Raw genomic sequence first — 15,318 nt, 5'->3', positions numbered from 1 at the left:
CCTATCGGCCCGGTTCCGACCACCCTTCGAGGTCGCTCTTGGTACCCGACGGACAACCGTCCTGGCCGGTCTGCCGGGGAAACATCATCAGGCAGCGCTGTGGTCCCGCGCCGCCGACCGCGGTGGTGACCAGCACCGCGATCGACGAGCCGTCGGCGACACGGCTGGTCGAGAAACCGAGAGTGCCGGTGACGCCGCGATAGTCGGACTCGCGCAGCTGGACCGCGATGGCGGTTCGGTTCGGCGGGAGGTCGGCCAGCACGCCACGGCTGTTGCGCACCGCTTGAACGAACAGGCCGCTCACGTCGAAGGCCAGACCGGTACGGTCACCCGCCCAGGTGGGCCGGTAGTCGGTGAGGTCGGGATAGCCACGGAGGTCCCCGATCAACCCCGCCAGTTCGGTACACAGCTGCTCGTGTTCGAACGGCACCGGCTGGTCGCCGAGCTTGCCGATGCCGCCGACACAATCGGCGCCGCCGAGCATGACCGGCGAGGCCTTGGACACATAGCGCACGGTGAGGTTGGCGGGAAGCGCGGCGGTGGCCTTCGGATCAGTGATCAGCCTGGTCACCGCGTCGTTGCCGAGGATCGCCGGGCCCGCGCCGCTGAGGCAGCCGCGACTCACCGATTTGGCGAAGGTCGGGAAGTCGTCGTTGCGGCCCGCGAAGAACAGCAGGGTGCGACGGTCGAATCCGGCGGTCTCGCACGGTGCGGGGAAACGGTAGAGCTGCTGCTGTTCGCGCCAGCTCATACTCTGTTGGGCCACACCGCGTTTGGTGAGCTCCTTCTGCAGATCTTCCACCAGGGTGGTCACGTACAGATCACCGGCGGCCTCGGGGTGATAGATCGCCACCTTGTCGTAGCGCGATGCGCCGTTGAGGTCACGCGCACCCTGCACATAGTCGGCGACCAGACGGGCCTGCACGGTATTGCTCGGTGCCGCTTGGAAATACAGCGGCGATGCCTGCTCCAGACCATCGGCGGACAGGGTCGTGGCCACCGCGGGCACCCCGAGTTCACCGAGACGCGTGATGGCCTTGCGGGTTTCGTCGTTGCTGCGATCGATTCCCACCACCCCGAGCACGCTGGGATCGTCGGCCACGAGCTCGCGCAGCGGATTGTCGACCACCCACCCGGCCTGGCGCATATCGGAGCCGCCGTTGGCGATGATGATGCGCAGCAACGGTTCCGATTCATCGGAGGCCAGCAATGCGCGACGCTGCTGCACCGCCAGTCCGGCCAGCTCCTCGACCTGGGCGTGCGGGTAGCGCACATTGGTGTCGACGTAGCTGAGGCCGGCGAAGTACACCAGCGAGATCAAGGGTCTGTTCGGGTTGTTCGCGCGCGCGTCGGCCGCGGCGACATTGAGCCGGAACACTTCTCGCTGCATCGCCGACAGCTCGGGGTCGTCGGCGAAGGTCTGGCGGGGGTTGTCGCTGTAGCCGACGCATTCACCGTCGCGCAAACTCACCGAGACACCGTCGGTCCACGGCCAGTGCGAGCATTCGGCGCCACGCAGCGGCGGGAAGTAGACCAGGGTCGCGGCCACGGCCAGCACGATCGGGATCAGCACACACAGACCGACGAACCAGCTGCGCGCGGCGAGCGGCGGCGCGGGCGGCAGTGCGAGACCGCGAAAGCGGCCATCGCTGACGCGCGGGGTCGTGTCGGGCGGCAGGATCGCGCGCAACGGGAGGAACCAGGCGTCGGCCTGACGATGGGTGCGCCGGTTGTCGATCTCGCGCACCCACTCCTGCAGTGGATCGGGCGGTTGCGGGGTCGGCGCGTCGGCGAGACTTTCCAGGGTGCGCAGCGGGCGGAGGTCGCTGATGTGCGAGAGCTCGCCGACCTCACGGCTGGGCCCTTCGTCGCGCAGCGCCACCACGACCAGCGGATCGAAAAGGCCGGTCTCGTTCCTGATTTCGTTGATCCAGGTGAGGATGCGCGCACCGTCGCTGCCCTCGGCCAGACCACCGAGCAACGCCACCGGGTACGCGGTGCGCCGCCAGCTCGACGGTCGCCAGATCCGGCGTCGGTAGGCATCGCGCAGGTCCTCGAGAAACGCGTGCACGAGGAGCTTGGCAACCTGCTCCTCGTTCTCGTCGACCCGATGTGACGCGGTGAGCCGGGACGCGAAACCGAGGAAGCTGCCTGACAATTCAGGCGCCAGGTAGCGCTGGTGCAGGAACCACCGCGTCACCTTCGACATGCCGGGAATGCGCCCCGACACCCACAGCCACAACCGCAGCACCGGCCACAGCGCCAGCACACCGAAGACCACTCGCGAAATCGTGTCGCCCGCAACACCTTCGGCGGTGTCGGAACGGCTCGTCGGTGAACCGCTACGCAGCAGTTTGGGCAGTCTGCGACGCAGCTCGTCGGGTGCCTCGGATTCGTCGGAAGTCACCCGCTGGCGGGTCAGCCAGTCGGCGGTGCGGTAGCGCGGGAACTTGATCGCGCCCATCGCGGTGTCGTCGGCGGCGAAACCCGCCACCAGCTGCTGGACGATCGGCAGGCAGTGGCCGGGGATCTCCTGGTCATTGGCGTGCGGACCCGCGTCGATCGCGTTGAGGTCGGGGGTGAGCAGCGTGCGCGGCAGGTCGGGCGCGTGCAGGTCGATCTTGACGCGCGGCGTCGCCCGCCTGCCCCCGGATTCGCTGAGCCAACTGTAGATTTCGCCGACCAGCGCGGTGTGCCCGGCAACGCCGACGACTTCGATGATCGGCCGCGGCAGCGCGCGCCGCCCGTGAACCAATGTGCGCAGCACGCGCGGGCGGGCGTCGGGAATCTCGAGCGCCCGCAGCAGCTCCAGCAGCTTGCCGACATCATTGGCATCGGGCACTTCCACGGCCTCCCCGGACGATCAGCGACACACGCCGAACGAACCGGCGTGTTCGCCGAACGATACCCCGAACCGCCGACAGTCAAACGGTCAAAAGCCCAGCTTCCCCAGCTGTTTCGGATCGCGCTGCCAATCCTTGGCGACCTTCACGTGCAGGTTCAGGTAGATGCGGGTGCCCAGAATGTGCTCGATCTGCTTGCGGGCATTGGTGCCGACCTCCTTGAGGCGGGCACCGTTCTTACCGATGATGATCGCCTTCTGACTCGGCCGTTCGACGTACAGCAGGGCATGCACTTCGAGCATGTCCTCGTTCGCCTCGTACGGCTCGATGTCCTCGATCACCACGGCCAGCGAGTGCGGTAGTTCGTCGCGCACGCCTTCCAGAGCGGCCTCGCGGATCAGCTCGGCCATGAGGGTTTCCTCCGGCTCGTCGGTGATCTCCCCGTCGGGATAGAACGCCGGACCCTCTTGCATCTGCGAGGCGATCACGTCGACGAGCACCTCGACCTGTTCGCCCTTCACGGCCGAGACCGGAACGACCTCGGCTTCGGGGCCGAGCAGCTTCGACAGCGCCATCAGCTGGTGCGCGATCTCGTCGCGACCCACCTTGTCGATCTTGGTGACCACGCCGAGGATCTTGGTCTTGGGCGCCATCATCCTGATCTGCTCGACGATCCAGCGGTCACCGGGGCCGATCTTCTCGTCGGCCGGGATGCACAACGCGATCAGGTCGACCTCGGAATAGGTGTCGCGGACCAGGTCGTTGAGACGCTGGCCGAGCAGGGTGCGCGGACGGTGCAGGCCGGGGGTGTCGACCAGGATCAGCTGGGCGTTCTCGCGGTGCACGATGCCGCGGATGGTGTGGCGGGTGGTCTGCGGGCGCGAGGAGGTGATCGCGATCTTGGTGCCGACCAGGGCGTTGGTGAGCGTCGACTTACCGGTGTTGGGGCGGCCGACGAAACAGACGAAGCCGGAACGGAATTCCTTGCCGGAGTCAGCCACCGTGCACCTCGCTCAGCACGGCGCCGGTGCGGTCGGTGCGGATCACCGAAGCCGACGGCGAGACCTCGCGCACGGCGTCGATGCCCGCGTCCTCGGCGTCACCCCCGACGACGACCGCCGCCTCGAACCCCTCGGCGCCGCTCGAGATCGCGGCGGCCACGGCGGCCTGCAACGCGGTCAGGCGCAGTGCGGTCAGCCCGACCTCGCCCGCGGCGTAGGTGCGGCCATCGGTATCGCGCACCGCGGCGCCGCTCGCACCCCCGGTGCGGCCCAGCGCGCCACGCGCCAGTACCAGCAGTTTGTTGTCCTCTGCGTTCAGTTCACTCATGGTGCTCTCCGTTGTCGTCGGGCACGCGCACCGTGTCGGTGTCGGCGGTTGCCTCGTCGGTCGTGCCCTTGCGGGGCTTGTCGGTCTTCTTCTCCGCCTTGTCGGCCTTGTCCGCGGCCCGGCGCACCAGCACGGTGTTGACTCGCATGCGCCCGCGCGCGTCGGCGCCACCCTCGCCGCGCAGCACCAGCCCGTAGACGGTCACCTTGGAGCCGGGCAGCGGCACGCGGCCCAGCTCGTGAGCGAGCAGCCCGCCCACCGTGTCCACGTCGTCGTCCTCGATGTCGAGGCCGTACAGCTCCCCCAGGTCTTCCACCGACAGCCGCGACGAGACGCGGTAGCGCCCGTCGCCGAGGTCCTCCACGGGCGGGGTTTCGTCGGTGTCGTATTCGTCGGCGATCTCACCGACGATCTCCTCGAGCACGTCCTCGATGGTCACCAGGCCCGCGATACCGCCGTACTCGTCGACCAGCAGCGCCATGTGATTGCGGCGGCGCTGCATCTCGTCGAGCAGTTCGTCGAGCGGCTTGGAATCGGGGACGAAGTTCGCGGGCCGCATGACATCGCCCACCGACACCTTGCGGGCGCGATCGGCGTAGGGCACAAGGTCTTTCAGGTAGACCACGCCGCGGATGTCGTCGACGTTCTCGCCGATCACCGGAATCCGGGAATGGCCCGATCGCACCGCCAGTGACATCGCCTGGGCGGCGGTCTTGTCGTCCTCGATCCACACCATCTCGGTGCGCGGCACCATCACCGCGCGAGCCGGAGTGTCGCCGAGCTCGAAGACCGACTGGATCATCCGGCGTTCATCGTCGGCCACCACGCCGCGCTCGCGGGCCATGTCGACCACCTCGCGCAGCTCGATCTCGGAAGCGAAGGGGCCGTTGCGAAATCCCTTACCGGGGGTGATCGCGTTGCCGAGCAGAATCAGCAGGCGGCTGACCGGGCTGAGCACCGCGCCGATGATCTGCAGCGGCACGGCGGCGGCCAACGCGATCGAGTAGGCGTGCTGACGGCCGAGGGTACGCGGACCGACGCCGATCACGACATAGGAGACAACAACCATCAGCGCGGCGGTGACCAGCAGCGCCGTGCTCTCGTTCCACAGGTCCAGCGTCGCCGCCGCCAGCAGCACCGTGGCAGTGATCTCGCACAGGATACGCAGCAGGACAACGAGATTCACATAGCGCGGACGGTCGTCGACGATCTTGCGCAGTCGTGCGGCGCCGGGGCGCTCCTCGCGGACCATGTCGTCGAGCCTGGCCCGTGACACCGTGTTCAGTGCCGAGTCCACGCCCGCGAACACCCCGCCGATACCGATCAACACGATTGCCAGCAGGATCAGGGTCAGTGCTGTCACGCGGGGCCTTCACCGGGTGCGGTGAAACCTGCCTTGCCGAGTAGACGGTCGTCACGCTCGGCCAGCTCGGCGCGGCGCTGCTCCTCGCGCAGGCTCACGTACCACTCCTCGAGCAGCTGGGCCTGCAGCGCGAACATCTCCTTCTCCTCCTCCGGCTCGGCATGGTCGTAGCCGAGCAGGTGGAGCACGCCGTGCACGGTGAGCAGGGCCAGCTCGTGATCGAGCGAATGGTCTGCCTTCTGCGCCTGACCCATCGCGAACTCCGGGCACAGCACGATGTCACCGAGCATGGACGGGCCGGGCTCCGGGCTGTCGGGACGACCGCCGGGCTCGAGTTCGTCCATCGGGAACGACATCACGTCGGTGGGGCCGGGCAGGTCCATCCAGCGCACGTGCAGGTCGGCCATGGTGTCGAGATCGACGAGCACCATCGACAGTTCGGCGGCAGGATGGACGTCCATCCGGCCGATCACGAAACGCGCGACGCTGACCAGGTCTTCTTCGGGAACGTCCATGCCCGATTCGTTGGCGATCTCGATGCTCACCTGTTCAGGGTACGGTGCTGGCCCGACGCCGCCGGGAGCGGCATCGGGCCAGCGTGGCGCACCTCAGCGCCGGTCGCTGCGACCCGCGGCCCTGCGCTGGGCGCGATTGCCCGGGTAGTGCGGGCCCGGCACCGCGCGGGTCTCGGATTCGAAGCGGTCGTAGGCGTCGACGATGTCGGAGACCAGCCGGTGACGGACCACGTCGGCGCTGGTGAGCTCCGAGAAGTGGATGTCGTCGATATCGGTGAGGATCTCCGCGGCCGCACGCAGGCCCGAGCGCTGACCGTTGGGCAGGTCGACCTGCGAGATGTCGCCGGTGACCACCATCCGCGAACCGAAGCCGAGGCGGGTGAGGAACATCTTCATCTGCTCGGCCGTGGTGTTCTGCGCCTCGTCGAGAATGATGAACGAATCGTTGAGGCTGCGACCACGCATGTACGCCAGCGGCGCGACCTCGATGACACCGGAGGCCATCAGCTTCGGAATGGCTTCGGGGTCCATCATGTCGTGCAGGGCGTCGTAGAGCGGGCGCAGGTACGGGTCGATCTTGTCGTTGAGGGTGCCGGGCAGGAAGCCGAGCCGTTCACCCGCCTCGACCGCGGGCCTGGTCAGGATGATGCGGGTGACCTGCTTGGACTGCAGGGCCTGCACCGCCTTGGCCATGGCCAGGTAGGTCTTACCGGTGCCCGCGGGGCCGATGCCGAACACGATCGTGTTGTCATCGATCGCGTCGACATAGCGCTTCTGGTTCAGCGTCTTGGGGCGGATGATCTTGCCCCGCCGCGACAGGATATCCAGGCTCAGCACCTCGGCGGGCGATTCGGACACGCCCTCGTCGGTGAGCATCGAGATGGTGTGGCGAACCGCCTCGGGCGTGATCACCCGGTTGCGGCCGGTCAGCGCCACGAGCTGCTCGATGACCCGCTCGGCCAGCGCCACATCGCCTGCCTTACCGGTGATGGTGACGGTGTTGCCGCGGACATGGATGTCGGCCGGGAGGAGTTTCTCCAGCTGCCGCAGGTTCTGGTCGGCCGAGCCGAGGAAACCGAAAACCGACTCCGGGGCGAGCTCGATGCTGGAACGCACGGTCCGCGCGGCGGGACCAGCATTGTTACCGCCTGCGCCGATGTCTGATACGGGGTTGGTGGGGTTGCCGATCTCGCCTGAGTTCTTCAAAAGTGGCTACAGCCTGCTTCCGGTTTCGACCTGGTGTTCGATGAGATCAGTTTACCGCCGAGCACTGACACCGCACAGTGGATAAAATGCGCCCGTGGTATGCCGTTCGCGTCCCCGTGAAATACCCGGTTCCGGACGGTCCACTCCTGCCTCACCAGCGCGAGGTCAACGCCCCCAGCGCGCCGAGCGCGACGGCCGCCGCGGTGGAGGTGCGCAGCACGGTCGGGCCGAGGAGCACGATGTCGGCTCCCGCCTCCGCGAGCGCGGCCAGCTCGGCGTCGTCGAGGCCGCCTTCGGGGCCGACGATCAGCACCACTTCGCTCGCCGCGGCCAGCGGCAGTTCGGTGAATCTACCCGCGCCGGATTCGTGCAGGGCCGCGACGATCGCGCCGTCCGCCTTGGCTTTTCGCACCAGTTCCACCAGGTCTCGGGTGCGGTGCAGGGCGGCGATCTCGGGAATGTAGGCGCGACGGGATTGGCGGGCCGCAGACTTCGCCGCCGCACGCCACTTCTCGATGCCCTTGGCGGCCTTGGCTTCCCAGTTCGCGACGCAGCGCGCGGCCTGCCACGGGACGATCAGGTCCGCGCCGGCCTCGGTCATCAATTCCACGGCCAGCTCGGAGCGATCCGACTTGGGCAGCGCCTGCACCACGGTCACCGCCGGAGTGGGCGGCGCGGCGATCCGACGGCCACGGACCGCCAGTTCGAGCCGGTCCTTCTGGGCCGCAACGACTTCCGAGTCGGCCAGCACACCGTGCCCATCGGACAGGGTGATCGGTTCGCCGACCTTGATCCGGCGCACGGTCGCGGCATGGCGGCCTTCGGGGCCGTCCAGCACCGCGACAGCGCCCGGCTCGGGGACCTCGTCGAGGTAGAAGACCGTTGCGGCCACGGGCTCAGCGCCCGCTGAACGACGCGCGCAGCCGGGCGAACAGACCGCTGTTGTGCTCGGACTGGGTCGACATCACCTCGGCGCGATCCTTGTCCCGCATGCCCTTGAACTTGCGCAACAGATCGGTCTGCCTGCCGTCGAGCTTGTTCGGCACGACGATGTCGAGGTGGGCGAGCAGGTCGCCGCGCGCACCCGAACGCAGGCGCGGCATGCCGTGCGCCCGCAGCTGGATGACCTCGCCGGGCTGGGTGCCCGCCGCGATGGTGAGTTCGGTGGGGCCGTCGAGGATGGTGTCGACGACCACGGTGGTCCCGAGGATCGCGTCGACCATCGGCACCCGGACCGTGCAGTGCAGGTCGTCGCCGTCGCGCACGAAGGTGTCGTGCGGCTGCTCGACCACCTCGACGTAGAGGTCGCCGGCATGGCCGCCGCCGGGGCCCACCTCGCCCTGCGCCGCGAGGCGAACCCGCATGCCGCTGGCGACACCGGCCGGGATGGGCGCGGCGATCTCGCGACGGGCGCGCACGCGGCCGTCGCCACCGCACTTGTTGCAGGGGTCGGGGATGGTCTCGCCCGCGCCACGGCAGGTGGGGCAGGGCCGCGAGGTGAGCACCTGACCGAGGAACGAGCGCTGCACCGACTGCACCTCGCCCGCGCCGTCGCAGGTCTCACAGCGCACCGGCTTGGAGTTGCCGTTGGTGCCAGAGCCCACGCAGACATCGCAGAGGATCGCGGTGTCGACGGTCAGATGCTTGGTGACGCCGACCGCGCATTCGGCCAGGCTCAGCCGAGTGCGGATCAGCGAGTCGGCGCCGGGCTGCACGCGGCCGCGCGGCTTGCGCTGGCCACCGCCCTGGCCGCTCATCCCGCCGAAGAACGCCTCGAAGACATCGCCGAGGCCGCCGAAGCCCGCACCGTTGAATCCTGCTCCGCCGCCGCCGTTTTCGAGCGGGTCACCGCCGAGGTCGACGATCCGGCGCTTCTCGGGGTCGGTCAGCACCTCGTAGGCGGTGGAGACGTCCTTGAAGCGGGCCTGCGCGCCCTCGTCCGGGTTCACATCGGGGTGCAGTTCGCGGGCCAGCTTGCGGTAAGCGCGCTTGAGCTCCTGGTCGGTGGCGTTCTTGCCGACGCCGAGCAGTCCGTAGTAATCCCGTGCCACGTGAGTTCTCTAGTCCTTGGTCGGTGTGGGCCGGCCGAGCGCCGGGCGCATCCTTTAGTCGAATCCACTCAACTTTACCGGCCGAAGTATCGACCTTAACAGTCCGGTTGTCGTGGATCCCGAGCTGGCTTCACCTTTCGGCGAGCACCTCGCCGATGTAGCGGGCGACCGTCGCGACGGATGCCATGGTGCCGGGGTAGTCCATGCGGGTCGGGCCGAGCACACCCATACCGCCCAGCACGGCGCCCGCCGCACCGTAACCGGTGGAGACGACAGAGGTGCCACGCATCTGCTCGACCTGGGTCTCCTCGCCGATCTGCACCATCACCTGGCCCGGCTGCTGGGCGGCGGCGAGCAATTTGAGCACGATGACCTGTTCTTCCAGGGCTTCCAGCACGGTGCGCAGGGAGCCGGGGAAGCCGAAATCGGCGACATTGCGGGTGAGATTGGCCGTGCCGCCGAGGACCAGGCGTTCTTCGGGGTGCTCGACCAGCGTCTCCACCAGGACGGTCGAGACCCGGACCAGCACGTCGCGGATCTTGGCCGGTGCGCGTTCGGGCACACCGGCTACCGACGCACTCGCCACCGACAGCAGCTTGCCGTCCATAGCCCCGCCGAGCAGGCCGCGCACGGCGGCCAGGTCCTCGTCGGAGATCACCGCGCCCAGGTCGACGATGCGCTGGTCGACGCGGCCGGTGTCGGTGATCACCACGAGTAACAGCCGGGCCGGGTTGAGCGCGACGACCTCGATGTGGCGCACGATCGAGGCCGAGACGGTGGGGTACTGCACCACAGCGACCTGGCGGGTGAGCTGGGCCAGCAGGCGCACGCCGCGGCGCAGAACGTCGTCGAGGTCGACCCCGGATTCGAGGAATTCCATGATCGCCCGGCGTTCGGCGCCCGAGAGCGGTTTCACCTCGGCGATCCGGTCGACGAACTCGCGATAGCCCTTGTCGGTGGGGATGCGGCCCGAGCTCGTGTGCGGCTGCGTGATGTAGCCCTCGGCCTCCAGCACCGCCATGTCGTTGCGGATGGTGGCGCTGGAAACGCCGAGGTGATGCCGTTCCACGAGGGACTTGGAGCCGATCGGTTCCTTGGTGGCGACGTAGTCCGCGACGATCGCTCGCAGGACCTCGAAACGTCGATCCTCGGTACTCGACGCCATCGACCCCACCTTCCTCGCTCGTGCCTGGTACGTCACGCCTACCCGTGCTGCGTTCGCACAGGGTCGCACGCCGACGCTCGCAGCGTCTTGTTGTCCAGTCTAATTGTCTTGTTGCCGATCCCTGGATCGCACGGCGGTCCGGCATCGAACCGTCATGCGGGGATATCCGGCGTCGGGGGCGGTGTTCGGTTTGTCGGCTCGGTCGAGCCCCACGCCAGGGTTATCCACAGACCCGAGTTATCCACAGTTGCGGTTTCGCGGGTTGCCGGGCTCGGGCAGCGGGCGTAGATTTCGGACTGAATCAGGGGGCCTACCAGCTATTTTCAGCTGACTACAGAGTGCACGGGGAGGGAACTGTGGTGTATCCGGGTGGGGTCGGCGAAGCGGGGCAAGTCGGTTCGAGCGCGGTCGCGGTGCGGCCGGCGGAGTTCGCCCGGATCGACGGTGCGTGCGTGGAATTTCTCCGCGCGATCGCGCGGATACGGGCACTTGCCGTGGAAATCGGCGATCAGGAGCGCTGGGGGCTCGGCGAGGGAGAAGCGCGGTTGGTATCCGGTCGCACATTGGTCGCGCGATTGCGTTCCCTCGCGGCGGCGAACGAGAACAGCGTCACTGCCGTATTGGACGCGCATTCACAGATCGTGGCCGATATTCGGCAATCTTTCCGGGCTGCGCGCGATCTGATGGTGGTTGCTGACGAAGCGTGGGCTGATCGACTTCGGATGCCGGAACCCTCTGCGGGACAACATATTTCTTCGGTGTCAGCGTGACAGGCCCCGAGCCGAGCGGTATTCGCGGCGAGAACACATATCCGGACTATTCGAGCGACGTCACGAAATCGGGTGTTCCCGGCGGCGGGGAGAACACGCATTGTTGGCGACATCGGGAGATCGTCGCGGCATTCGGGGCACTCGAGGTGACCGACGCGTTGGCGCAAGCGGACAGGTTCGAGCAGATCGCGCGGTGGTGGGACGAGGGTCTACGCGCATTCCGGCACGCAGTGGATGGGTCGCTGGCGTCGGCTTGGTCGGGCGTGGGTGCCGCCGCGGCCGGATCCGCGGTCGACGACTATGTCGCCCGAGCGCACGATCTGACTGTCGCGCTGGAGGATTTGCCGGGCGTGGTTCGAGCGGCTGCCGAGGCGATCGTGGCGACCAAGTACGCGGTCGGGTCACCCGTTGCCGAGGAGATCGGCGCCGCGGCATGGTCGGCGAGTGGGGCGGTACACACCATGGGCTCAGCATCGGCGCACGGTGCGGCTTCGGCCGCGGAGGAGGATGCGCGGACGGCGATGCGGCAGCGATACGTGTTGCCGATCGCGGAGTTGGTCGCTCGCATTCCGGTGCTGCCCATGCCACTTCGGTCGTTCGACTCCGGCGAACTGAGCGATCGGCAATTACTGATCGGCACCGTGGGGCAATCGCGAGGCGAGCGGCGCAAGGTGTCGCCGGTCGAGGTTTCCGCAGATGGCGGGCAGAACTTGTCCGTCGCGTCCGGGGAGAGTTCGGCCCAGCAGGTGACGGTCGGAGACTCGGAGCAGGTGAGGAGTGCTGATCGCGGCACGGGAGTGCTGGTCGACGGTCACGAACTGGTCGACGGCAGATCGGTGGAATCCGATGACCGATCGGCACGCCCAGGCAACGCTACGACGGTGACCTCGGCGTCGTCGGGTGTCACTGGCGCGGCACCGCCGAGCGGTACGGCTACGTTGACGGCACCTGTCGGCGCAGGGTTGCTCACAGCGCCCGCGGGGACTTCCGCGGCGGCTGTCGACCCCGGGGTGGTTTCGGCGGGCCGTGTTCCCGCTGCAGGCTCAGCGGCTGGGCGTATGGGTCCGAGCGTCAGCACGAGCGGAGGCGATGACCGGACATGGGGTAGGGCACCGCGGTATCGACCGCCCGGCCAGCACGATGTGTCGAGGCCGGGTATCGGGCACAGCGTTCCCGGATCGACAGGCCCGGCTATCGGCGTCAACCCGCCGTCGGGGCACGCCACAACCAGGTCGGTCGATCGCTACTTCCATTGCGGAGGAGGACCGCCGACGGCGCCCGCGCCGGGCGTCGACGCCGTGCGCGGACTGCCGGAGTACTTGATCACGCTCGCGAACACCGCGGAACTACTCGGTGCGCCACGACCGGCGATAGCCGGTGGGGTGATCGGTGGTGGCGATGACTTCTCGCCGGTCGAGCAACGCTCAACGGCGACTCGGGGCTGACGGCGATGTCAGCGCGTCGGCGAAGGCGTCGGCAGTGGCCGCCCGATTCGGGCGGCCGGTGCCGGATCAGACTCGGGCAGCAGCGCCGCAGCGAGCGGCGGAGTCGGGGGCGCCGACCTGCTTGCCCGCGAGGGCGTCGAGACCCAACATCGCCAGCAGCGACGTGCAATCTTCGGCGTCGTTCGAGTGCGAAGCGACCGTCCGCGCGGCGACCGCGCATTGACGAGCGTTCTCCGCCTTCTCCGCGGAGCGCGCTTCAGCGAATTCGCTCTGCTCGTGGACGAGGGTGATGTGCCGTTCGGTGGACATATAACTCCCTAGGATCGAGCCGAAGCCTACGCCCCTAATCGTTATCTTCCACCCCGAACCCACCGAACATACCCTTAGAGCACCCCGCTGTTCGAGGCCTCTCGCCAGGTGTGCATTGGTGGATTACACCAGGATGACCGGGCAATCTTTGGATGCGATCCCAAGCCTGAGAAATCTCGAAATTCAGATCACGATGACATCACCACTCGCGCGATTCTTCGACTGGTTCAGCAGCCCGTCGATCAGCCGAGAACGGCTCCCGCGCCCCCTCGCGCGGTCAGGTGAGGAGGTCGCGAACGATGCCGTCGGCGAGGAGGCGGCCACGGTCGGTGAGGACCAGATTGTCGCCGGTGACGCGGGCCAGGCCGTCGGCCAGAATGCGGTCGAGGGCCGAGCTTGCCGAGGGGGCTAGATCCGCGAGAGGCAGGCCGGTCCGGAGGCGGACGGTGAGCATGAGGTGTTCGGTGTAGCGCTCGTCGTCGGTGAGGGCCTCCCAGCCCGCGGCGGGGAGACCACCCAGGGCGACACGGTCGGCGTAGCGGGCGGGGTGCTTGACGTTCCACCAGCGAACGCCGCCGACATGGCTGTGTGCGCCGGGGCCGGCGCCGAGCCAGTCGCCACCGTCCCAGTAGCCCAGGTTGTGCTGACAGCGGGCGGCATCGCTCGCGGCCCAATTGGAGACCTCGTACCACGTCAGACCGGCGTCGGCGAGGCGGGCATCGATGCGTTCGTAGCGGGCGGCGAGGACATCGTCGTCGGGTGCGGGCAGTTCACCACGGCGGACCTTGCGTGCCAGCGCGGTTCCGTCCTCGACGATCAGGGAGTAGGCGGAGACATGATCGACACCGGCGGCCAGCACCGCGTCCAGACTCAGATCCAGATCGGCATCGGTCTCGCCCGGGGTGCCGTAGATCAGATCGAGGTTCACGTGGTCGAACCCGGCCGCGCGCGCCTCTTTAGCCGCGGCGACCGCGCGGCCCGGCGTATGCGTGCGATCGAGCACCTTCAGCACGTGCTGTGCGGCGGACTGCATGCCGAGCGAGATCCGGGTGTAGCCCGCCACGCGGAGCCGCTCGAAGAACTCGGGCGAGGTGGATTCCGGGTTGGATTCGGTGGTCACCTCGGCGTCGGCGGCCAGGGTGAAGTTCGCCCGCACGGCATCGAGAACCGACGCCAGCCCGTCACCACCGAGCAGCGACGGTGTCCCGCCGCCGACGAAGATCGTCGACACCGCGGGCGTCGCGCTCGGCAGGGCACCGAACTCGGCCGCGGCGGTCGCGAGCTCGCCGCGCAACGCCTCCAGCCACGACTGCGGCGACGCCGAAGTACCCAGCTCCCCCGCCGTATAGGTGTTGAAGTCGCAGTACCCGCAGCGCGTGGCGCAGAAGGGCACGTGCACGTACACCCCGAACGCGCCGCTCCCGAAATCGCGCAGCACCGGTCGATCGGCATCGGCCGGTGTCACGCCGGGAACCCCGGAAGCAGCGCTGGTAGTCACCCCTCCAGTCTGCCGGGCCCTGGTAGCGCGCTCCGCCCGGCCCCTCGCACGTCAGTCCGTCACGACGGGCGTGTTCTGGTTGGCGGTGAGCACCCAGGCGCCGTCTTCCTTGGTCATCACATACATCGGCGTGCCCTGCCCGGACAACTCGCCGTCGAGGGTGCAGTAGCTCTGGCGGATCTTGACGGCGGCGACATCGGGCCGCAGGAACAGCACGTGCTCGATCTCGTAGGTCGCGGTGCCGTGCGTCGTGGCCCCTGGCAGCACCTGCGCCGTGAACTCGGCGATGGCCGGGCGCCCGAACAGCCGCTTGCCGTGACCGGTGGTCCAGATCGCGTCTTCCCGGAAGACGGCGACGAACTCCTCGGCCAGTTCGTTGGCCTGGGCATGCGCGATGGTGTCGACGACGGCGCGGATGGCCGCGAGTTCGGTGCCGAGATCGGCGGGGGTCTGACCGGCGGCGGTGGCGTCATTGCTCATGGCACTACTGTGCAACCTCGAGTGCGATCCAGGTCAACCGCGCTGTGCGGCACCGCACACATGCCCGCGCGGGGTATCACAGCCCGGTTCCGGGCGGCGGCCTATGACCCCCGTCACAGAACAGGACGGCCGTCCAGGGAATTTCCCCCAAAAGTGCGGGAAATATCTCCTTGCGGTCGGAACGACCAGGCTGACGTGGCACAATAGCCACATGCACGCAACTGGAGTACGACTCGTGGCCCGTCGCCACGTCGACTTCCAGCGTGTCTGCAGCGCCTGTTGTCGGCCCGGTTTCCACCGGTAGCGCAGCGGCGTCCACGCCCGGGTATCCCCCGGTGCCTTCG

14 protein-coding genes are annotated in these 15,318 nt (G+C 68.1%); 2 read left to right on the top strand and 12 right to left on the bottom strand.

All coding sequences use genetic code 11. From position 1 onward, the window contains the following. Position 1: 1 nt before the first annotated feature. The 9 genes from ACFQ9R_RS26020 to hrcA form a co-directional block, all read right to left on the bottom strand. On the bottom strand, positions 2-2,842 hold the full coding sequence (locus tag ACFQ9R_RS26020; protein ID WP_378993866.1) for an ABC transporter substrate-binding protein: 2,841 nt from the start codon (positions 2,840-2,842) through the stop codon (positions 2-4). A gap of 90 nt (positions 2,843-2,932) precedes the next feature. Next, entirely contained in the window at positions 2,933-3,844 is a 912-nt protein-coding gene (gene era, locus ACFQ9R_RS26015; RefSeq protein WP_358112172.1) for a GTPase Era, read from the bottom strand. Beyond that, positions 3,837-4,172: a cytidine deaminase gene (locus ACFQ9R_RS26010; protein WP_378993864.1), complete on the bottom strand. Its 336-nt coding sequence runs from the start codon at positions 4,170-4,172 to the stop codon at positions 3,837-3,839. Before ACFQ9R_RS26010 ends, era begins: the two co-directional genes overlap by 8 nt. After that, a complete protein-coding gene (locus ACFQ9R_RS26005) occupies positions 4,165-5,535 on the bottom strand; it encodes a hemolysin family protein (protein ID WP_378993862.1) in 1,371 nt (456 codons plus the stop codon). Before ACFQ9R_RS26005 ends, ACFQ9R_RS26010 begins: the two co-directional genes overlap by 8 nt. Further along, positions 5,532-6,080 (bottom strand): rRNA maturation RNase YbeY, encoded by a 549-nt coding sequence (gene ybeY / locus ACFQ9R_RS26000; protein ID WP_364410399.1) that lies wholly within the window; start codon positions 6,078-6,080, stop codon positions 5,532-5,534. The genes ACFQ9R_RS26005 and ybeY overlap by 4 nt, the downstream gene beginning before the upstream one ends. Positions 6,081-6,143: 63 nt before the next feature. Beyond that, the gene (locus ACFQ9R_RS25995) at positions 6,144-7,208 is read right to left on the bottom strand and encodes a PhoH family protein (RefSeq protein ID WP_378637749.1); all 1,065 of its coding nucleotides are present in this window, start codon (positions 7,206-7,208) and stop codon (positions 6,144-6,146) included. Positions 7,209-7,407: 199 nt separating this feature from the next. After that, on the bottom strand, positions 7,408-8,148 hold the full coding sequence (locus ACFQ9R_RS25990; protein ID WP_378993860.1) for a 16S rRNA (uracil(1498)-N(3))-methyltransferase: 741 nt from the start codon (positions 8,146-8,148) through the stop codon (positions 7,408-7,410). Positions 8,149-8,152: 4 nt separating this feature from the next. Then, on the bottom strand, positions 8,153-9,307 hold the full coding sequence (dnaJ, locus tag ACFQ9R_RS25985) for a molecular chaperone DnaJ (protein WP_378993858.1): 1,155 nt from the start codon (positions 9,305-9,307) through the stop codon (positions 8,153-8,155). 130 nt (positions 9,308-9,437) lie between these two features. Further along, on the bottom strand, positions 9,438-10,472 hold the full coding sequence (gene hrcA / locus ACFQ9R_RS25980) for a heat-inducible transcriptional repressor HrcA (RefSeq protein ID WP_378637503.1): 1,035 nt from the start codon (positions 10,470-10,472) through the stop codon (positions 9,438-9,440). Between the two features lie 356 nt (positions 10,473-10,828). On the opposite strand from hrcA, the gene ACFQ9R_RS25975 reads away from it, so the two are divergent. Continuing rightward, positions 10,829-11,242 (top strand): hypothetical protein, encoded by a 414-nt coding sequence (locus ACFQ9R_RS25975; RefSeq protein ID WP_378993856.1) that lies wholly within the window; start codon positions 10,829-10,831, stop codon positions 11,240-11,242. Beyond that, the gene (locus tag ACFQ9R_RS25970) at positions 11,239-12,687 is read left to right on the top strand and encodes a hypothetical protein (protein WP_378993854.1); all 1,449 of its coding nucleotides are present in this window, start codon (positions 11,239-11,241) and stop codon (positions 12,685-12,687) included. Before ACFQ9R_RS25975 ends, ACFQ9R_RS25970 begins: the two co-directional genes overlap by 4 nt. A 66-nt stretch (positions 12,688-12,753) precedes the next feature. Here ACFQ9R_RS25970 and ACFQ9R_RS25965 read toward each other — a convergent pair whose 3' ends face one another. The 3 genes from ACFQ9R_RS25965 to ACFQ9R_RS25955 all read right to left on the bottom strand — a co-directional run bounded on the left by ACFQ9R_RS25965 (position 12,754) and on the right by ACFQ9R_RS25955 (position 14,974). Beyond that, positions 12,754-12,996 (bottom strand): hypothetical protein, encoded by a 243-nt coding sequence (locus ACFQ9R_RS25965; RefSeq protein WP_067456243.1) that lies wholly within the window; start codon positions 12,994-12,996, stop codon positions 12,754-12,756. Positions 12,997-13,273: 277 nt separating this feature from the next. Then, on the bottom strand, positions 13,274-14,461 hold the full coding sequence (gene hemW, locus ACFQ9R_RS25960) for a radical SAM family heme chaperone HemW (protein WP_378994043.1): 1,188 nt from the start codon (positions 14,459-14,461) through the stop codon (positions 13,274-13,276). An 84-nt stretch (positions 14,462-14,545) separates the two neighbouring features. Further along, positions 14,546-14,974 carry an SgcJ/EcaC family oxidoreductase gene (locus tag ACFQ9R_RS25955; RefSeq protein ID WP_378993852.1) on the bottom strand — a complete coding sequence of 143 codons (429 nt, stop codon included), beginning with the start codon at positions 14,972-14,974 and terminating at the stop codon, positions 14,546-14,548. Positions 14,975-15,318: the final 344 nt, after the last annotated feature.

Origin of the sequence: Nocardia sp. NPDC056541, from assembly GCF_042794235.1 — a bacterium.
Taxonomy (GTDB): domain Bacteria; phylum Actinomycetota; class Actinomycetes; order Mycobacteriales; family Mycobacteriaceae; genus Nocardia.
This window is presented reverse-complemented; position numbering and strand designations above follow the sequence as displayed.